Origin of the sequence: Geomonas silvestris (genome assembly GCF_014193515.1) — a bacterium.
In the GTDB taxonomy this organism is placed as follows: domain Bacteria; phylum Desulfobacterota; class Desulfuromonadia; order Geobacterales; family Geobacteraceae; genus Geomonas; species Geomonas silvestris.
In genome coordinates, this window is the sequence record NZ_BLXX01000012.1 from 190,088 (window position 1) to 209,052 (window position 18,965).

At 59.0% G+C, this 18,965-nt stretch carries 21 protein-coding genes; 2 read left to right on the top strand and 19 right to left on the bottom strand.

Annotation, left to right across the window (positions count from 1 at the left end; genetic code table 11):
• Window positions 1-4: 4 nt before the first annotated feature.
• From nrdR to GMST_RS17665, 4 genes are all read right to left on the bottom strand, one after another.
• A complete protein-coding gene (gene nrdR / locus GMST_RS17650; protein ID WP_183356018.1) occupies window positions 5-457 on the bottom strand; it encodes a transcriptional regulator NrdR in 453 nt (150 codons plus the stop codon).
• Complete coding sequence (locus tag GMST_RS17655; protein WP_183356019.1) at window positions 454-921, bottom strand: deoxycytidylate deaminase; 468 nt, start codon at window positions 919-921, stop codon at window positions 454-456. The genes nrdR and GMST_RS17655 overlap by 4 nt, the downstream gene beginning before the upstream one ends.
• Before the next feature lie 394 nt (window positions 922-1,315).
• Window positions 1,316-3,172: an FUSC family protein gene (locus tag GMST_RS17660; protein WP_183356020.1), complete on the bottom strand. Its 1,857-nt coding sequence runs from the start codon at window positions 3,170-3,172 to the stop codon at window positions 1,316-1,318.
• Window positions 3,169-3,633, bottom strand: a complete 465-nt coding sequence (locus GMST_RS17665; RefSeq protein ID WP_183356021.1) for a MarR family winged helix-turn-helix transcriptional regulator — start codon at window positions 3,631-3,633, stop codon at window positions 3,169-3,171. Before GMST_RS17665 ends, GMST_RS17660 begins: the two co-directional genes overlap by 4 nt.
• Window positions 3,634-3,818: 185 nt before the next feature.
• On the opposite strand from GMST_RS17665, the gene GMST_RS17670 reads away from it, so the two are divergent.
• The gene (locus GMST_RS17670; RefSeq protein ID WP_183356022.1) at window positions 3,819-6,086 is read left to right on the top strand and encodes a Tex family protein; all 2,268 of its coding nucleotides are present in this window, start codon (window positions 3,819-3,821) and stop codon (window positions 6,084-6,086) included.
• Window positions 6,087-6,205: 119 nt separating this feature from the next.
• Here the strand turns inward: GMST_RS17670 and GMST_RS17675 are convergent, their stop codons facing one another.
• The 5 genes from GMST_RS17675 to GMST_RS17695 form a co-directional block, all read right to left on the bottom strand.
• Window positions 6,206-6,664 (bottom strand): hypothetical protein, encoded by a 459-nt coding sequence (locus GMST_RS17675; protein ID WP_183356023.1) that lies wholly within the window; start codon window positions 6,662-6,664, stop codon window positions 6,206-6,208.
• A 288-nt stretch (window positions 6,665-6,952) separates the two neighbouring features.
• The gene (locus GMST_RS17680; RefSeq protein WP_183356024.1) at window positions 6,953-7,606 is read right to left on the bottom strand and encodes a phosphatase PAP2 family protein; all 654 of its coding nucleotides are present in this window, start codon (window positions 7,604-7,606) and stop codon (window positions 6,953-6,955) included.
• Between the two features lie 99 nt (window positions 7,607-7,705).
• The gene (locus GMST_RS17685; RefSeq protein WP_183356025.1) at window positions 7,706-7,993 is read right to left on the bottom strand and encodes a DUF2325 domain-containing protein; all 288 of its coding nucleotides are present in this window, start codon (window positions 7,991-7,993) and stop codon (window positions 7,706-7,708) included.
• 67 nt (window positions 7,994-8,060) lie between these two features.
• A complete protein-coding gene (locus GMST_RS17690) occupies window positions 8,061-8,789 on the bottom strand; it encodes a DUF3793 family protein (RefSeq protein ID WP_183356026.1) in 729 nt (242 codons plus the stop codon).
• Between the two features lie 341 nt (window positions 8,790-9,130).
• A complete protein-coding gene (locus GMST_RS17695) occupies window positions 9,131-10,315 on the bottom strand; it encodes a methyl-accepting chemotaxis protein (protein WP_183356027.1) in 1,185 nt (394 codons plus the stop codon).
• 268 nt (window positions 10,316-10,583) lie between these two features.
• On the opposite strand from GMST_RS17695, the gene GMST_RS17700 reads away from it, so the two are divergent.
• The gene (locus GMST_RS17700; RefSeq protein ID WP_183356028.1) at window positions 10,584-10,763 is read left to right on the top strand and encodes a hypothetical protein; all 180 of its coding nucleotides are present in this window, start codon (window positions 10,584-10,586) and stop codon (window positions 10,761-10,763) included.
• Window positions 10,764-11,432: 669 nt separating this feature from the next.
• On the opposite strand, the gene GMST_RS17705 is transcribed toward GMST_RS17700, so the two are convergent.
• The 10 genes from GMST_RS17705 to GMST_RS22655 all read right to left on the bottom strand — a co-directional run.
• Complete coding sequence (locus GMST_RS17705) at window positions 11,433-11,831, bottom strand: bacteriohemerythrin (RefSeq protein WP_183356029.1); 399 nt, start codon at window positions 11,829-11,831, stop codon at window positions 11,433-11,435.
• A 239-nt stretch (window positions 11,832-12,070) separates the two neighbouring features.
• Entirely contained in the window at window positions 12,071-12,841 is a 771-nt protein-coding gene (locus tag GMST_RS17710) for a hypothetical protein (RefSeq protein ID WP_183356030.1), read from the bottom strand.
• A 635-nt stretch (window positions 12,842-13,476) separates the two neighbouring features.
• Window positions 13,477-14,490, bottom strand: a complete 1,014-nt coding sequence (locus GMST_RS17715; RefSeq protein ID WP_183356031.1) for a tyrosine-type recombinase/integrase — start codon at window positions 14,488-14,490, stop codon at window positions 13,477-13,479.
• A 420-nt stretch (window positions 14,491-14,910) separates the two neighbouring features.
• The gene (radC, locus tag GMST_RS17720; protein WP_183356032.1) at window positions 14,911-15,414 is read right to left on the bottom strand and encodes a RadC family protein; all 504 of its coding nucleotides are present in this window, start codon (window positions 15,412-15,414) and stop codon (window positions 14,911-14,913) included.
• A gap of 12 nt (window positions 15,415-15,426) precedes the next feature.
• Window positions 15,427-15,771 carry a hypothetical protein gene (locus GMST_RS17725; RefSeq protein ID WP_183356033.1) on the bottom strand — a complete coding sequence of 115 codons (345 nt, stop codon included), beginning with the start codon at window positions 15,769-15,771 and terminating at the stop codon, window positions 15,427-15,429.
• A gap of 80 nt (window positions 15,772-15,851) precedes the next feature.
• Window positions 15,852-16,724 carry an ArdC family protein gene (locus tag GMST_RS17730; RefSeq protein WP_246399821.1) on the bottom strand — a complete coding sequence of 291 codons (873 nt, stop codon included), beginning with the start codon at window positions 16,722-16,724 and terminating at the stop codon, window positions 15,852-15,854.
• Window positions 16,725-16,839: 115 nt separating this feature from the next.
• Entirely contained in the window at window positions 16,840-17,034 is a 195-nt protein-coding gene (locus tag GMST_RS17735) for a hypothetical protein (RefSeq protein WP_183356034.1), read from the bottom strand.
• A gap of 135 nt (window positions 17,035-17,169) precedes the next feature.
• Window positions 17,170-17,364: a hypothetical protein gene (locus tag GMST_RS17740; protein WP_183356035.1), complete on the bottom strand. Its 195-nt coding sequence runs from the start codon at window positions 17,362-17,364 to the stop codon at window positions 17,170-17,172.
• A gap of 221 nt (window positions 17,365-17,585) precedes the next feature.
• Window positions 17,586-18,866 carry a hypothetical protein gene (locus GMST_RS17745; RefSeq protein ID WP_183356036.1) on the bottom strand — a complete coding sequence of 427 codons (1,281 nt, stop codon included), beginning with the start codon at window positions 18,864-18,866 and terminating at the stop codon, window positions 17,586-17,588.
• Window positions 18,850-18,965: integrase core domain-containing protein (locus GMST_RS22655; RefSeq protein WP_183354928.1), on the bottom strand; the 116-nt coding region annotated here is incomplete at its 5' end. The genes GMST_RS22655 and GMST_RS17745, both read right to left, overlap by 17 nt.

Below are 18,965 nucleotides of genomic sequence, written 5' to 3' on the forward strand. Positions count from 1 at the left end.
GCGGTTATTTCTTCAGAAGATCCTGCAGCTCGCTCATGAACTCGTTGATGTCCTTGAAGGAGCGGTACACGGAGGCGAAGCGGACGTAGGCTACCTGGTCGATGCCGTGCAGGTCGTCCATCACCCACTCGCCGAGGGTGGTGGTCGGGACCTCTTTCTCGCCGCTTTCCTGCATGCGGATCTCCAGCCGGTCCACCAGCTTCTCGATGGTCTCGACGGAGACGGGGCGCTTCTCGCAGGCCTTCTGGATCCCGGCCACGAGCTTCATCCGGTCGAAGGGCTCGCGCCGCCCGTCCCTCTTGGTCACCAGGGGGAGCACCTCCTCGACCCGCTCGTGGGTGGTGAAGCGCTTGCCGCAGGACTCGCACTCGCGCCGGCGGCGGATGGTCGCCCCACCCTTGTCGGGGCGGGAATCGACAACCTTGGAGTCGGCAAAGGCACAGAAGGGACACTTCATTTAACGCCCCCCCCTTCCGCCACTTCCAGCTTCTCGACCAGGACTCCCGACTCGCGGATCATCTCCTCGGCCAACTGGTCGGGGTAGCCGGCGAGATACACCACCCGCTTGATCCCCGCGTTGATCACCATCTTCGAGCAGATGATGCAGGGCATGGTGTTGCAGTAAAGGGTCGCACCCTCGATGACGGTGCCGTGCTTGGCGGCCTGGATGATGGCGTTCTGCTCGGCGTGCAGGCCGCGGCAGAGCTCGTGGCGCTCCCCGGAGGGGATGTTGAGCTTCTCCCTCAGGCAGCCGATGTCCAGGCAGTGCGCGGTCCCGGCGGGCGAGCCGTTGTAGCCGGTCGCCAGGATGTTCTTGTCCTTGACGATAACCGCGCCCACCTGGCGCCTGAGGCAGGTGGAGCGCTTCGCCACCAGGCGCGTAATTTCGATGAAGTACTCATCCCAGCTGGGACGCGACATAAGTGCACCTCTCACGTGAAATTCGGTCAGGATAGCCGATTACGCAAGCCCGGTCAAGCGGCGTCACACGGGGCTTGCAGCAGACAGGAGCGGCTTAGGACACTGACAGTTGCCAAAGTCACCAGCTCACTCGCGGCGCACTGTAAGTGAGAAGCCGCAGGCTCTGTAAGTGACGCCCGTCGGCTGAAAGCTTCCGGGAGCCAGGAGAGGTCGCTTTCGACCATCTTGGGGCGGGGAATACATCAGTGCGGCAGTATCCCCACTTTGCGACGCAGCAGACGGCGGGATCGCGAAGGGAAAAGAAAGCGCCACCAGCGCCCCTCGGACCACCCCTGCTGCGCTGCCGCGTCGAGGGCGCCCAACGAGGTGCCGGGACCGGGGGCCAGGAGTCGCCTTACCTGGCGTGGGGCGCGGAGGACTGCAGGGCCTGGCGCAGGGTTTCCGGGTTGCGGGCTGCCATCGAGAGGGTGCGTGCCGCCACGCGCAGCGCGGCCGAGGGCTCCGGCGGCAGGCCGGCACTAAGTTCGGCCTCGCGCAACTGCCGCAACTCGCGGCACAGGGAGAGCGCACCCAGGGCAGCCTCGACCACCGGCCGTAGGTCCTCCCCTGCCGCCCGGGCCAGCACCAGCATGCGCAGCACCCGGTGCTGGACGCGGGCCCCGCAGTGCTCGAGCCGCGACAGCTCCCGCGCCGCGGCCAGGCCGCCCAGGTCGCGGCCGATCGCCGCCAGCACGGAGCGCAGCCGGTGCCCCGGATCGACCGGGAGCAGGTAGCGAAAGGCGAGGATGGCCACGCCGATCCCCCCAAGGGATGCGGCCCCGCCCGCGAGGTAGTCGGCCGCCGGCGGCATCCGGGAGACGCCGGGCTGCATCACGAACAAAAAGAAGAGTACGGCGTCCATCCCCCCCAGGGAGAAGCGCGGCTTGGTCTTGGCCCAGAGCCCGAGGACCAGGAACGGGGCCGCCCAAAGCCCTTGGGCGAGGGTCCCGCTCTCACCCGGCAAAAGGACGAGACGGCAGAAGAGCCCGCAGGCCACCCCGACGCTGGCCCCGCAGAAGATGTGCTTCAAAAGCCAGGCGGGACGCTCCTGGGTCGAGAAGATGCTCACCATGATCGAGGCGGCCATCATCATGACCGGCCCCTGGCCCCAGCCGGTCAGCTGCCACACGAGGCCTACGGCGAGCATGCTGCTCGCGGCGCGCAGTGCCGCCCGTGCCCCCTGGTGCCAGTCGCGGTGCCGCACCAGCTTAAGGCTCGGCGCCTCCCGGGCCGCTACCCGCTCCTGCCAGTATTCGATCCCCCGGCACCAGCTGGCGATCACCTCCTCGAGCGCCGCCACCAGGGTCCCGGCCGCGGCGGGCGCTTCGGCCAGCCGGCGTACCACCTGCTCCACCTCGATCCGGGACACCCCGGGAGTCTCCAGTTGCCGTACCACCCCGTCGAGTTCGTCCGCCAGGGCCTCGCTCCAGCGCTGCGTGTCCGGCCGGTGGCGCCCCGCCAGGGTCTTGCCGCTCTCCAGAACCGCCAGAAGGGCCACCAGCAGGGCGTTGATCTCGCGCTTGCGTCGCTTGAGGGCGAGGGAGCCGGCCCAGAAGCCGTCCAGGGTCTCCTCGATGCGGGCCAGCTCGACCAGGAGTTCCTGGCGCCGGTCCTCGCGCTCGGCAGCCGGCGCGTGCCTCAGCGTGCCCGCCACCCAGCCCAGGTTGCCGGCAAGGGCCGCGGCCAGCCGGTCCAGGAGCTCGCGGTGCGAGCGGTGCCGGGTAAAGAAGAGGGTGAGTGTGGTCGAGACCACGATGCCGACCACGATCCCGGCGATGCGACCGAAAACCAGGTCGTGCAGGTGCGGCGGCATGCTGTAGCCGGCCAGGGCGATCACGGCGCCGGTGCAGCCGGCGACCAGGGCGCCGTAGGAGCGCAGCCCGTAGAGGAGGTTGCCGGTTCCCACGCAGGCTGCAAGCCACAGGGCGAGGAGCGCGGCGAGCCCGAGCGGGGAATGGGCCTGCTGCACGATCAGCATCCCGCCGAAGGAGCCGAGCGCGGTTCCCACCAGACGGTAGAAGCTCTTCTCCAACAACAAGCCGCGGCTGGGCTGGATCACGATGAGTGCGGTCATGGCCGCCCAATAGGGACACTCCAGATGCAACAGCTCGGCCACGGCGAGGGCCCCCAAGGAGGCCAGGGCTCCGTGCAGCGCGGTCGCCACTGCGCTGCGCTCGCGCAGGACCAAACGTCCGAGTACCGACCACCTCACCTTTTCCCCCTCGCCTTCAGGGTGTCCAAGGACCCCTCCAGGCGCTTGACCAGGCCCGCCATCTGAGCGATCTCCGCGTCGCTAAAGGAGCCCAAAAGCTCCTCCTCGAGCGGCAGCAGCACGGTGAGGATGCGCCGGACCAGGAGGGCTCCCGCGTCGGTGAGGGTGAGGTTTTTGGCTCGGCGGTCGGCAGGGTCCTCCCGGCGCTCCACCAGCCCCTTGGCTACCAGGGTATCCAGCAGGCGAACCAGGGAGGGCCCTTCGATCCCCAGGGAGGAGGCCAGGTCCTTTTGGCGCACCCCTTCCCCCATGCGCTCGAGGTGCAGAAGCGGGCGCCAGGTGGCGTCGGTGATGCCGCTGATCTGGAACTCGGAGTCCAGTACCTGGCGCCAGCGGCGCGTCAGGCGCCCCAGAAGAAAGAGGAGGTTACTGCGGTCGATGTCATGGTCGGTGATAGGCATGGAAGATAGATAGCATGCTAACTATTTTATGGCTATCTTTTTTTGCCACACCCCGTCCCCGTCCCCGTCCCCGTCCCCGGCTCCGGCTCCGGTACGCCCCGTAGGCGCGGCACGCGCGAAAGTCCTTGTCCCGCGCCGGCAAAGAGTGTAAAAAGAACGTCTTTTTTTGCCCAAGGAGAGTACCGATGGCCACCGATGCACCGCAACTGTTGGAAATCGTCGTAGAAGAGAGCGCCCTGCCGCGCGCGGGCGTTCTTGCCACCATAGCGCTTTTGAACGAAGGGGGGACCGTCCCCTTCATCGCCCGCTACCGCAAGGAGCAGACCGGCGAACTGGACGAGGTGCAGATCCGCGAGATCGAGGACCTGCTCGCCTACCACCGCGAACTGGCCGAGCGCAAGGTCACCGTCTTAAAGAGCATCGAGGAGCAGGGAAAGCTCACCCCCGAGCTCTCCGCCCGCATCGCGACCTGCCGCAAAAAGACCGAGCTCGAAGACCTCTACCTCCCCTACAAGCCCAAGCGACGCACCAAGGCGACCATCGCCCGCGAGCGCGGCCTGGAGCCCCTGGCCGACCTCGTCGCCGCCCAGGAGCTGAAGGCGGGAAGCGCCGAGGAGGCCGCCCTCCCCTTCGTGAACGCCGAGCTCGGGGTCCCCGACGCCGCGGCTGCGCTGGAAGGGGCCGCGCACATCCTCGCCGAGCGGCTGAGCGAAGACGCCGACGCGCGCGCCATGGTGCGCGAGCTCACCCGCGAGCAGGGGATCTTCGCCTCGTCGCTCCTCTCCGAGGGGGCCGACCGCGAAGGGAAGTACCAGATGTACTACGAGTACTCCGAGCCGATGAAGAGCGTGGTCTCGCACCGCATGCTCGCCATGAGGCGCGGCGAGAAGGAGGAGGTCTTGCGGCTGGTGCTCCTCGCGCCGGAGCAGGAGATCCTGGAGCGCCTCACCTTCCGGCTCGTCAAGGGGGAGAGCGTCTTCAAGCGGGTACTGGAGGGGGTGGCGCTCGACGCCTACAAGCGGCTCATCGCCCCCTCGATCGAGGTGGAGCTGAGGCTCGAGGCGAAGACCCGCGCCGACGAGGCTGCCATCGCCGTCTTCGCCCAGAACCTGAGGAACCTGCTCTTGCTCCCTCCCGCCGGCGGGAGGCGCGTCCTGGGGGTCGACCCGGGACTGAGGACCGGCTGCAAGGTGGCCGCCCTGGACGAGACCGGGCGCTTCATGGAGCACGCCACCATCTACCCGCACACCGGCGGCGCCAAGGTCGCCGAAGCGGCCCGCGAGCTCGTGCGCCTGGTCGAGAAGTACGACTGCCGCCTGATCGCCATCGGCAACGGCACCGGGGGGCGCGAGACCGAGATCTTCGTGCGCGAGTCGCTGAGAAACGCCGGGGTCCGCGCCGAGACGGTCATGGTGAACGAGGCCGGCGCGAGCATCTACTCCGCCTCCGAGATCGCCCGCGAAGAGTTCCCGGAGCTTGACCTCACCATCCGCGGCGCCATCTCCATCGGCCGCCGCCTGCAGGACCCGCTCGCCGAGCTGGTGAAGATCGATCCCAAGAGCATCGGGGTGGGACAGTACCAGCACGACGTGAACCAGGTGCTCCTGAAAAAGGCGCTCGACGCGGTGGTGGAATCCTGCGTGAACTTCGTGGGAGTCGACCTGAACTCCGCGTCCTGGGCGCTTTTGTCCTACGTCGCGGGTATCTCGGAGAACCAGGGGCGCGCCATCGTGCAGTACCGCAACGACAACGGCGCCTTCGCAAGCCGCCAGGCGCTTTTGAAGGTGCCGCGCTTCGGCCCCAAGGCGTTCGAGCAGGCGGCGGGCTTTCTGAGGATCCGCGGCGGCGACAACCCGCTGGACAACACCGCCGTGCACCCGGAGAACTACGGACTGGTGGGGCGGATGGCGGCGGACCTGGGGAAGAGCCTGGCAGAACTCGCGGCGGAGCCGGGGCTTGCGGCGGGGATCCGGATCGAGCGCTATGTGACCGAGACGGTGGGGCTCCCCACCCTGCGCGACATCCTGGCCGAGCTGAAAAAGCCCGGGCGCGACCCGCGCGACAAGTTCCAGAGCGCAAGCTTCAGGGAAGACGTCACCACCATCGCCGACCTGAAGGAGGGGATGATCCTGCAGGGGGTGGTCACCAACGTAGCGGCCTTCGGCGCCTTCGTGGACATCGGGGTGCACCAGGACGGCCTGGTCCACATAAGCCAGCTCTCGCAGCGCTACGCGAAGGACCCCAACGAAGTGGTCAAGGTGGGTGAGATCGTGAAGGTGAAGGTGCTCTCGGCCGACCCGGAAAGAAAGCGGATCTCGCTCTCCATCAAGCAGGCTGAGCCGGAACGGGCGACCAAGGGGGGAGCGCCGGCGCCGCAGCCGCGCCAGAAGCCCAAGGCCGAGGAGCCGCTCAGCTGGGAAAAGGCGGGCTTTCGGGTGAAGAAGAAAAACTGACGACCTGAACTGGGGTACAACGGATAAAGGGGATGGCGAACCGAAAGCTGGTTCGCCATCCCCTTCTTTTTTTGCTCATGCCGGTGAGAGCTGCGTTACCGGACAACCAGGCGGCGCTGTTAGCAGCCGCAGCGCAGCAGTTTGCGACCGGTCTTGAAGACCACCTCGACCTTGCCGGACTGGCAGGAGACCACGACGCCGGTTCCGAAGCTCGGGTGCGCCATGAGGGAGTTCGTCTTGAACCTGCCGGCCATGTTGTAGGGAACGGCATGATCCGGGTCGAGCGGGCGGATCATCTCCTCCCAGATCGACTCGTCGGACTGGGCCGGAGCCCTCCCCGCCCTGGCGCGCGGTGCGGCACCGGTACTCGAGGTCCTGGCGGCCGCAGTCCTGGTAGCAGCCGGCTTGGGCTCCTTGGCCTCCTTGGCCGGACGGTGGTTGTGCTCGCTGCCGCAGGTATTGCACTTCACCCGTACCACCTGCCCCGCCACCATGGCGACGATGGTGTGATTCAAAAGCGCCTTGCAGCGCGTGCACTGTGAGTCAACAATGTCCCCTACCGATTTTACTCGTTGCATTCTGGTCCTCCCTGACCTCTTTCCAAACAAAAAGGGCTTAACCCTGGTGGCTAAACCCCTTACATCCCTAGCTGAGACCGCTGGCCGTCTGGCCCTGCCGGTTCTGATAGTATCGTCTGGTTAAGCGTTCGAAACTGTCCGTCAATCTGTTGCTGAAATATAGGTGATTTCGTCAGAAGTTGCAAGGGAAAAAGCGGGGAAAGCGCACCCAAGGCGCCGCGGCAGTTGGATCTAACCTTCGGTTATTACAGTGCATTCAACGTGGTTTGGCGGAAATTTCGGGTGAGTTCACCGCTTGCCGGCACAGGCGGTTGAGCGCTCGAGCAGTGCGGACACGGCGCGCTCGACCAGAACGCCGAGGAGGGCGCCGGCCAGCACATCGGAGAGGAAATGGTAATCGGTGGCGACGAGGGCGCCCCCAATGAGCACCCCGAAAGCGGTGCAGGCGGGCCGCAACCTGGGATAGCAGCGGGCCACCGCGGCGAGCGAGGCGACCAGGACGACCATGTGCCCGGAAGGAAAACCCTGGCAATCCGGGCGGAACTCAAACCAGTGAAAGCCGTACAGCCCCGGCTCCTGCAGCCAGACCCGGGTATTCACCCGGCCGAAGACCGGCTTGGCGAGGGCCTTCACCAAATAGGCGACCGGGGGGAGCCAGGCGTTCAGCAGTACCAGGCGGCCGAGGGGGTCTCCCAGGCGCCAGTTGTGACGCATGCGGTAGCACAACCAAGAGATGGCAGAGGTTACGATGACGACCTGCAGCAGCAGATCGGGGAGGTCGGAGGTGAACCGGGACCAGGTTCCGGGGACGTAGAGGTGGTCCCGCACCCAGTAGGCAAGGGGCACATCGAGCCAGCACACACAGAGCAGCACCAGCAAGGCGGCCAGCAACACGCGGACCGGCCCGGCAGACGAGGAAGTGGCAACGCCGGCAGGGTTCATGGTTCTCCTTGGTGGTCGGTTCAATTCCAGCGCGTGAACCTATCACAAGAGCGCACTAATATGAAGCCCCTATCTCACGGGCGGCGGGGACCGATGCGGCTAATGGCCGGTCTTGCAGCACTCGAGGCAGTTACGCAGGGTACAGACGCCGCAGGCGTGCTGCATGATGACCGGTATGCCACGGGTCTTGGCGGCCTGCAGCGCCTCGTTGCGGGCCTGGTGGGAAACCTTGTTGGTGAAGATGACCACCGCGTCAGCCTTTTTAAGCTTCACGGCGAAGTTCGCCGGTGCGGTGTTGTAGACCTCCAGCGTGATCCCGGCCGCGGCGGCAGCCTCCTGGTAGTGTTTTCCCAGCCGATCCATCCCTCCGATGAGTGCGATGCACATAGCCCCTCCCTGACGGCCTCGAAGGGGCTCTGCCTCGCCCTCCAAGGAAATTGACATCTCTTTTGATTCAAGCAGCGCAGGAAAACATTTCGCCCGCCAAACCGGCACGGACTGCGCCGCGCAGGCACTCCAGCGGAGAGCAGCCGGCGGCCAGGCGCTGCGACATCTGACAGCGGCACTCCCGGTGCAGCCGGGCGAGGCTCAGGCTCTGGCTCGGCTCCCCGAAGATCTTCCAGGGCCCCTGGCAGGTGAAGCTGAGCCGTGCCCATCCCAGAAAGCCCACCACGTCCTTGAGCGGGTAACCGAGGAAGACCCCGATCTCGTGCGGGAATCCCTCCCCCGCCACCCGGCGGGTGAGCTCCTGCAGCACGGCTTCGCGGTTCAGGCTCTGGGGGTAGCCGACCTTCCCCAGGATCACGGCGACGCTCTTCTTGGCGAGGAGCTCATCCAGCGCCTCAGGGCGGTAGAGCAAGAGCAGGATCGAGTTGCCGCGGTCCGCGAGTTCCCGCACCGCGAGGCCGCTCTCCGCGACGAGCGCCGCACCGTGCTCCATCCAGAGCAGATAGGGATTCCTGCCGCAACTGCGGCGCCGGTTGGCGATGCTCACCAGGTTCGCCGGTTTGGCTCCCTGCAGCACTTCGGCGACCTCAAGCACCAAAAACGAGGCCAAGCACTCCCGGTCGTCGGGAAACTGTGCCGAGAGCACCTGCCAGCCGGGCCTGACTTCCTGAAAGGGACCCGCTTCACTGCTCCTGCTCAGTAAACCACCCTCCTGATTCCGGTCCAAACGTGCCATCTGTGCCTCCTGGTAGTTCTGCGATCCTGTCACAACTCGCGACAGGATCGCATTTTTGTCAGTACCCGCAGTGCGATATTGAAAAGCGAATTCATTTATAGGGGAGAGATCTTTTGTTGTCAAGAAAAAGTTGCCGCGTTCTCGCTGCGGGTCCCTTTTAGGAGAAGGTCGTTACTGAGAGGGGGGCGGAGGTGAGCGGAGTGAGGTTATCCTGGGGTGAGTCTGGCGGGAGCACCGGGGGAGCCCATGAGCATACGGCCCGGGTGAGAGCACGGCTCAAGGCAGCGCCGTGCCCCTTGAGAGAGTTCGTCTCTTAATTCAGCGGTGTCGATGCGATAGAACTAGCTGGCGAGCTTGAACCTGTTCACCATCTGCTGCAACTCGTGCGAAGAGCGGGACAGCTCCACTGCGGCGTTCTCGGTTTGGTGGGCACCGGCCGCGGCCACCTGGATCACCTGGGAGATGTTGCGCATGCTGCCGGTTATCCCGGAGGTGGTCTGGGACTGCTGCTGGGCCGCAGCGGCTACCTGTCCCACGTAGTTAAGCAGCGGTTCGATGTGCCCCTTGATGACGTTCATGGCCTCGCTTGAGTGCTGCACGTCGGTGGCCCCGTTGCGCACGCTGCTGGCGCTCTGTTCCATGGAGTTCACCACGTTCTTCACATCGCCCTGCAGCGCGCCGATGATCCCCTGGATCTCGCGGGTCGAGTGCGAGGTCCTCTCGGCGAGATTGCGCACCTCGTCGGCCACCACCGCAAAACCGCGCCCCTGCTCCCCGGCACGCGCCGCCTCGATCGCGGCGTTGAGTGCCAAAAGGTTGGTCTGGTCGGCGATGTCCTCGATGGCGACCACGATGTCCCCGATCCGCTCCGAGTTGGTCCCGAGGGCCTTGACCGCCTCCATGGTGCCGATCACCATCTGCTCGATTTCGCCCATGATGGAACGCATCTTGTCGATGGTCTCGGCGCCCATCCGGGTCGCGGAACTGGTCTGCTGGGCGCTGCTGGACATCTCCTGGCAGTTCTCGGCGATCGTGCTGCTGATCGAGGCCATCTCGTCGACCGAGGTGCTGACCACACCCGACTGCACCGAGGCGTCCTCGGTACCTGCCACGATCTGCGTGGAGGTCGCGCTCAAGAGCCCCGAGGACTCCTCCAGGTGGTCGGCGGTCCCCTTGATGCCGGAGATGATGCTGCGCATGGCATCCTGCAACTCGGCCATGGCGCTGATCATCTTGCTGAACTCGTTCTTTCTGAGCACCGAGATGTTCTGGGTGAGGTCGCCGCGCGCCATGGTCTGCAGGTAGCTGATGGCCCGCTGGATGGGACGGTTTATCGACCAGATATTCACCCAGCCGAACACCCCGCCTAAGACGATGAAGAGCAGCATGGAGCCGTACTTTATCAGGTTGGAATCGGACTGCGCGGTGACGGCCATGGCGACAATGCACAGGCTGTAGCAGACACACAGGGTCCCCAGGCGGGCCTTTATGGTGAAATTAAGGTAATAGTTCCACAGAGATGCCATGGCTGCCGTCTCTCCTTGACCTAATGGTTCCCAGGCTCTTGGGGGGATCAGTCCGGAACGAGCTGTCCAGGCACCGAAACCACGCCCATTGTTTACACTACCGTTCGGGTGTCGGCCGGAAAACTTAAGCCTTGGTGAAAAAAATCTGGGCATTTTTGAGACAGGCCAAGGCGTCACCGGCCCGGTGCAGGTAGGCAGTATCGGCAGGCGCCTTGTTCGTGGTACCATGGACTTCAGCGCAACGTCCCTAAAAAGGGAGGTGAATGAGGTGAGAATAGCCAAAGAGAGGATGAACAGCCTGAAGGCCGCCGGCACGACCAAGGGGTCCCGTCACATTCCGGTCACCGCCAAAAATGCCGCCCAGCAACGCGGCAGGACCGGCATGAAAAACGCCTCCGGCAACACGGCCCGGAAGTCGTCTACCGGCAAACGCGGCGGCAAGAGCTAGCCCGCATCTATCCTTATAGAAAGCAAAGCCCCCGCACCGCTGGCGCCGGGGGCTTTTTTTCTTTCACAAGCCATCTGCCGTCTTGCCCCGCCCAACTTCGGCGGCAGCCCGTGCCGGTTGAGCCTCTTCCTTTCGAGGCAAACGGCGCGCAAAAAGAAAGGCCCGTCACGTGCGGTAACGGGCCCTTCCGAAGAAATAATTGGCGCTCAATTGCGGGACACTTTTACCTTATCCGTCGGTAGATACCATCGAGGTCTTTGGCACGTGACGCTTCATTCACGTTGCCAACCCCCTTGCATCTCCTTTTTCAAGCGGTTTTACGCGCCTGGCGGATGAGATGTCAATCGCAGTGGATTGGTCTCTTGAACGCCAATTACCAACCCCGTTCTCTCGGCTGTAAGATTGATTCCTACCTGCTGTGTAGCTGGTTGCGCGTCTCAGGGAGGTTTCGCCGGTGACCCTTTTTCAAGGGGTTCATGCTGTGCCTGAACCTGAAACGGCGGAGACAGCGCTTAGCAGGTCGTAACTGCCTCAAGAGCTCCAACCGTGTCGCGGGATTGATTCTCAAAGATCTCTCTGACTTGGTTTCATTCTACTCCCTACGTTTTGGCCAAGTCAACGGTGAAAATGTTGCCCCCCCCCAACTCGAGCACGGAGCAAGCCGCGCCGCTACCTTTTGATGAACTCGCCGTACTTCCCGTCGGCCTGCACGATATGGTCGAGGAGCCACCTCCTGAGAAAGGCGATGATTTCCAGGGAGAGATGCTCTTTGTCCGTCCGGTAGAGGCGGTTGAACTCGACGAGTTTGAAGATGAACTGTTTGTGCTGCAGCACGTGTTCCTCGTAGGCCGGATACCCCCCCTGCCGCATCCAGTTCTCCTCGACGCTGAAGTGGTAGTCGGCATACTCGGTCAAGTCGCTTACCGCGTCCCGCAGGGTCGCGTCGTCGTCCTGCTCAGTAGCGTACTTCTCATAGAGCGCGTTGAGCAATCCCACTAGGTGCCGGTGGTGCAGGTCGAATTGTTCTATTCCCAGCTGGAATTTCGGGTCCCACTCGACCAACGCCATCTTCCCTCCCCGGTTGCGGCCCCTTGGGCTTGCCGGCAACCCGACGCTGAATCAACCCGGTTCGCCCGCTCCTCGACACCTGTCCATAAGACCACTCCCACCCGATCCGTCAGCTTGATCCGGACACGGACTATAAAACAACGCCAAGACAAAGGCAATGCCGGACACAAAAAAAAGAGCCTAACACGAGGTCAGGCTCCCACTCCCTACTTAATCGCTCATCAGCTACAGGGTGAGCCTTAACGGCCACCACCGCCAGCGCCCCCAGCACCACCGGTTCCGCCACCACCGGTGCCACCCATAGAACCGCCGGTACCAGTTCCCATAGAACCGCCGGTGCCAGTTCCCATCGACCCGCCCGTGCCGGTTCCGCCAGTACCCATGGAACCACCAGTACCGGTCCCCATGGATCCGCCGGTGCCGGTACCCAAGGAACCACCGCTACCGGTTCCCAGCGAGCCACCCGTGCCGGTGCCAAACGATCCGCTACCCGTTCCGGTACCGTTATCTAACGAGCCGCCGGTGCCAGTGCCATAGGAGCCGGATCCGGTATCAAGGGAGCCGCCGCTACCAGTCCCCATCGATCCGCCCGTACCGGTATCCATGGTGCCAGTCCCCATCGAACCGGTACCCATCGTTCCACCTGTACCCATGGAACCACCGGTGCCCGTGCCGGTACCGGTGCTACCGGCCCCCATGCTTCCCGTTCCCGTTCCCGTTCCCGTTCCCGTTCCCGTTCCTGTTCCTGTTCCATAGCCGGATCCGGTGCCCATCCGGCTCCCGGAGCCGCTGCCCGTGCTCATGCTCCCGCCGGCGCCGGTACCTGTTGTGGTACCTGCGGTGCCGGTGTCATAGCTTGGTCCGGACACGGTAAAGTCGCGATCAGTCGTGGTCCAGGCCCCGGTCCGATACGGATCGCTGTTGCTGGCCGCATACCCCATGCCGGCGAACAAGGCCATCGCGCCGATCATGGCAACTGTTGTTAACAGCTTTTTCCTGATGCTTTTCATGTCGTGCCTCCTCGTAAACCTCCGTGGCGGCTGATCAGACGGATAAGAACCAGAGCTTGCCGCCCACAGATCTCACCTTCTGATTCCATTTTAGGCCTTCTTCTTGGAGCAAAACAATGTAATTATCTGCTTCATATCCGATTATTTCATGATAATCGTCGGATATCATCATAATGAATGGCTATCCCAAACTGCACTAACCTTAGTTGATCCCGATGCAAAGGGTAAGGCCGGGGAGCTAAAATAGTTTACTACAGGAATTGATTCAGCAGATTAACAGCTCAAATTGTTACAGCTACTGCACGTACAGGAGAAGTTACAGCGTACAAGAGAGGAGATATACTGAGAAACGGCGAAAATGTTGGAAGAGGCGCGATGAAGGCACAAAAAAAGCCCCAATCCCAAAGGGATGGAGCCGTACACAGTATCTAGTTGGTGCGAGAGAGGGGACTTGAACCCCTATACCTTGCGGTGCCAGATAACCTATTGTAAATACGCTACTATTGACTATACACAATCTCTATATATGTCCTGGTTTCTTCAAAATGTGGCAAAGTTTTGGGACAACCTTTGCCACCTGCAAACTGCGGATGAACCCTATAACACCTGCGCCTAAATTGCAAGGGTGCTAATACCTATGGAGCTAGCGGTTCCTCCATGACTTCTAGTGCTTGGGCTAGCTTTGTGGGACTCAGGTGTGCATACCTCTCGGTGATCTGTATGCTGCTATGCCCTAACCACTCCTTAACGACATAGAGGTCTACCCCTTTGTTCACCAGCCGTGATGCGCACGTGTGCCTTAAGGCATGCATGACGAACTCCTTGTCATGGTCGAGCTTCAAATGCTTTCGTACCCAGCTCCAAGCGTATTCAGCCTGATTGATTGGAATGCTGAAGGGCTTAGGGTTGCTACCCTGCCTACCTGCTAGGATGGCTCTCACCCTTCGGGTCATTGGTATGCTCCTCGGACGCTCCCCCTTGTTGATCCATATGGAAATCAGGTTGCTCTCAAAGTTCACATCGTCGTACCGGAGATTAAGCACCTCCGATAACCTGCATCCGGTATCAAGCAACACTTCCACGAGTTGAGCAACATCATGGAAGTATGGCCGGTTGGCTAGGTGGTCCTCACCACGTAGACATTTGACAACCTGCTGTTCCTCCTCATGGGATAACACACGTATCCTGCCCTTACGCTCTTTTCTGAGGCGTATGAAGTCACACGGCTGCTTCTTGTACTTAAGTATGGTCTTTAACGTTGCCAAGTACCTGTTCACCGTTGACACCTGAACGCCCGTAACATCCAGCGTACAGATTAGCGCCTCGATGGTATCCTCGGTAATAGAGTCAATCAGGATATCCCCCATCACCTCGACAAGCCCCAATGCTCGCCGGTAGGTTCCCATAGCATCCTTGTTGGTCTTCCATTTGGCCTCATAAGTCTGCTCGATTGCTTTACTGAGCGTTACAGCAACCGGCTTATTCTGTGGTGCATAGGATACCTCCTGGTGAAGTCTCTGCTTATCGGCAGCTTCAGCGAGCTTGGCGTCACGCTTTGTGTACTTGCCAGTGGACTTATACACCCTGATTCCCTTGTGCACGTAATCCATGTAAAACACACCGTTTTTGCTTCGCCTATAGACTGACATGATGATACCTCCTTGTAATTTGGGCACAAAAAAAAGAGCCTGTCGGCTCTGTTGTCGTAGGTTCCTTACTGTTAGGTACAGCAGTTTGCCCTTAGCTTGCCTCCTTACAGGCTGTTATCAGATGCTGGAGGGCTACCTGATCCGTACTCGGTAGCTTGCCGATGTTGTGAATCAGTAGGTATCCGTTCCTCATGAGGTTGGAAAGCTCCGCCACCATTTTGAAGATGGTCGGGTATGGCAGAGCACTCGTGTCAAGGGATGAATAGACGTAATGGGAGAGTCTGCTACCGCATGATTCGCAGATTATGACCTCCGCACAATCACGTGCAGGCTTGAAACCAGAAGCCGCTAAGGACCCGTACCTGATTCCATGTAACGTCTCCCCTACCCTAAGGGGCTTCCCGCAATACTCACAGGTTGTCATATGACACCTCTTTCTGAAAACGAGTAGTAGCTGTCACCGATCACGATATGGTCGAGCACCTTGATACCCACAAGATCCCCAGCATCCTTAAGCCTTCGGGTAATCTCCAAGTCCTCGGTGCTTGGGGTTGGGTCGCCTGACGGATGGTTGTGCAGGAGAATGATGGCTGCTGCCGACGACAGGAGTGCTGTCTTATAGACCTCCCTCGGATGGACAATGCTCTGGTTCAAGCTGCCGATACTGCATATGTCCACTGCAAGGATGCGGTTCTTGCCGTCCAGGTGTAAGGCAATGAAGTATTCCTTGGTTTCGTCCTTCAGGAAGGCAAAGGTATCAAAGACTTGCGTAGGTGACGTGTACCGAATCTTCGGCGACAGGTAGCTACCGACACCCTCTGCTACGGTAAGAGTTTCATATACTGCCTTGATGGTCTTGAGTTTGATGGTCCTGGGCTTGGTCGATGTCACTTCTTTTGGTCCGAACAGGGTATCTATGGTCATGGCAATTCCTCCTTAGTATAGGTAACTCATCAGGTTGTCGGTTATTTCCGTAGGTGACAGTTGCTCCCACTCTGCTCCCAAGTGGTCGATGATCTCCTGGGGAGTGTGCATATAGACCCCGTTGATGGCGTCAGGTTGCGGCACCATGTAAGCGTTCAACCTCATGTGTCCCAGCCCTTTATTGATAGTGAGCACGTATATCGCTATGCTCTGGGTAAACACGTGGATGGTGTCACCGGTACTGCCGGGGAAATGGTAGTTGTTGCCCTGGTGCTCAAGGATAAAGGCGTTGACGTAGCTTCCTTGGTCGGTTTGGTTGGTGTGGAGCTTGATGCTCGGGGAGTTGATAGGTTTCATGTAATCCTCCGTATAAACGACAGAAGGGACACGGCCTTCGCAGGCGATGTCCCTTCCTCTGTAGTAGGCATTATGGGTCCTTAGTCAGCTAAATCTTCGTGAGGAGAAGCATTAAGGATATAGTCGGATGCCTTCTGGGCCTGTGCTGCGGCATGTACCAGGAGTGTCTTATCGTTCTTGAGGTTACGAAGCCAGCCCTGGATGTAGGCAGCACTGTTCTCGATGATCGGTTGCTCGATACCAGCATGAGCACACAGGAAGGTAGCTCCCATCTCGGCGACAAGTTCTTCCTTGCTGTACTCGTGACTACCGAAGTATGAAGGCTCAAGGATACCCTTGCGTCCTAACCTGTTGGAGTGACCGGTAGCATGCGTAAGCTCATGCAGATAAGTTGCATAAAAATCAGCAGGTGTCTCAAACGCTTCCGGCTCTGGCACCCGAACCACATCAAGCAGGGGCGAATATGATGCTCTGTTGCCACCGTAATGAACAATCGGCTTCATCGGCATGCCAGCTATGATCTGTTCTGCAATGTCAATAGGGGTGAACTCGTGGACCGTCTCGGTAGCCGGTGGTGGCTCGATACCATCTACCTGCTCCAGGTTGAACACTGAGTAGTACCTGAGCATGGGGATCTTGCCATTACCAGTGACAGCTTCCTCGCCATCTACATTGGCATCCTTACGGTCTAACCACTTCCAGAACACGACAGGGGTAGACTTCTCACCTTTACGCACAAAGCCGCCTTTATCCTGAGCCTGCTTGAAGGTCAGCCAGTACTGCGAGCTATACGGCATGCAGGCAAGCAGGAATACGTTGACACCGCGATAGTCCTTCTTGGTAATCAGGTTCTTAGGCTGATTGCTGGTAGCGTTCCAGGTCTTACGCCAGGGTACGGTCCCTTGGGCTAACAGTTCCATAATACGATTGTTGATGACTTCGTAGACTTTCACAATGGCTCCTTCGGGGGATAGACGCACGTACCCCATGGCAGGGCTGCAAGCGTGGCTATCCCCCTTGATGTTGGTATGGATTGTCTGGTGGTGAATGGTGTGGTCGGTGGGTGTCTTACTTCTGAAGCTGGGCAGTTACCTTAGCCAGCACTTTCTCCTTCAGGTCATCCCTGAAGGCGGGCATGTTGTCCTTGATTATCAGGTGCCCGATACCGGATACCTCTTTGACCACGGATGCCTTGACCTTGGCCTGTTGGCAGGCACGGTCGGTTGCGACGATTGCTTTGGTGATGAGAGTAGAGATGCACATGGTAATACCTCCTTAGCCGTTGGTATGGTCAGGCTTCTTCGATTGGCCTGGCTCTATGGCTAAGAAAAAAAGGGGGCAAGATGCCCCCTTGAGGTAATGTGCTTGTGGTAGGTATGTTGTTGATAGGAGCCTGGGTTAGCTCTTCTGGAGTGAGGTGGTTATCTTCTCAAGCAGTTTGGATTTGAGGTCGTCTCGGTACTCTGGCAAGCTCTCCTTGATGATTCCGTGAGCTATGCCAGCTACTTCTCGCACGATTGATACTTTTACTTTGGTTTCCTGCATGAGCGCGTCGGTGGATACGATTGCTTTGGTGATGATGGTGGTTAACATGATGTTGCCTCCTTAGCCGCTGATCTGTCAGGCTTCTACGATTGGCCTGACTATGTTGGCTAAAGAAAAAAGGGACAGCGATTGCTGTCCCTCTGAATGAATATATCTGTAGGAATGGACCCCGGGGTTGAATACTGTTAGAGAGTATGGGACCCTGAATAGTCATACCTCCCCTTGAGGATTTTTCGCGGAAGCAAATTGAAAGATCCTTCAGGCATTCATCAATCTGGCTGCTCGTGGAGATTGACGCCATCTCCATTCATTATAATTTTTCCGAATCTACCCTTCTGTACACGATAATATACAATCTTGTCATTAATCTTAAAGACACCTTTCCTATAATCATCAGAGTCTTGTTTTTTGTAATACTCTCTTACTTCGATCTTGTATCCGCTATTGTCAATATCACCCTTTTCTAAAATAGTAATTTTTATATTGCTATACTTATAATATCTATCATCTGTGTACCTGGCCTTCCTGATGAAGCTTGTCATTTCTTTGTCAGTATAGGGGTATCTTGCTTTATTGTTAGGATGTTTAATCTTTTCTGTTATGCCACTGGTGTCGGGAACGGAGTAAGGATCATATGATTTTTTCACGCCGCCCATGGCTTGATTTACATTGCCCTCACTCTCCCTGTTAACTGCAACCTTCTTGACAAGCATTACAACATTTCTGGGTTGGGGAATGTAAAAGGGATCGTTCTTAGGCTTACCTGTAGCTTTCCATGCAAAGTCGAATATAACCGATTTATACGCTTGAATTCGCTTAGTAACATCTTGTATTAACAGGTCAGGTATAAGCATTGCTATTAGCTTCTTATCGGCATCTTCAATTATGAGTATGTTGAACTGCTTACTGCTAGACCATGGCAAAATCTTTATTATTTTGCCAGTTATCGTTCCGTTATCATAATTCCGGCCATTGCCTTCACCTTTGAATGTTACTACATCCCGCCTCCACTGAGCTTTAAATTTACTTAGGTCCTCATCAAGCACATCATTATAACCATATTCTTTAGATGCACCCTGCTCATATTTACCATTTGTAAATTTATACCTAGTCTCGCTGTTATTATTGATGCCACCAGAGCTAGTTTCTACTAGATCTTTAAAACCATTAGTTATTGTGTTAGACACTTCAAAGCCGGTCCCACCATAAATGATTTTAAATGCGGCTCCATCTTCTAACAATAAAACCCCGCCTTCACCAATCGAACCGCTAAGCGAGCGCATAGTTACGAAATAAGTATTCTTTTTATCAGACAGCTTAACTTTAGCTACACTACTTATTTCATTGGATGGCATATCTCTGCCATTATCTTTTTTGTAATCAAGCCGACACCAACTTTCAAGTTTCTTATAAACAGTACTACTTCTATCTACTGGCGTGAAACCGGCAGGAAAGCTCCTCGTTGCCCCCAAAGAGCTACTTACAAACAAAAAAGCAACAACGATACCGTACATTAAATCGTAAGCTCCCCCGTCAAGTAGACATTTCATAAGTAGAGTTTCTGGTGTAGCGATTCATGTAATCAGAGGGCGTTAGATCCCCAAGGGCATCGTGCGGGCGTAGCTCGTTGTAGTCGTTCATCCACCAGT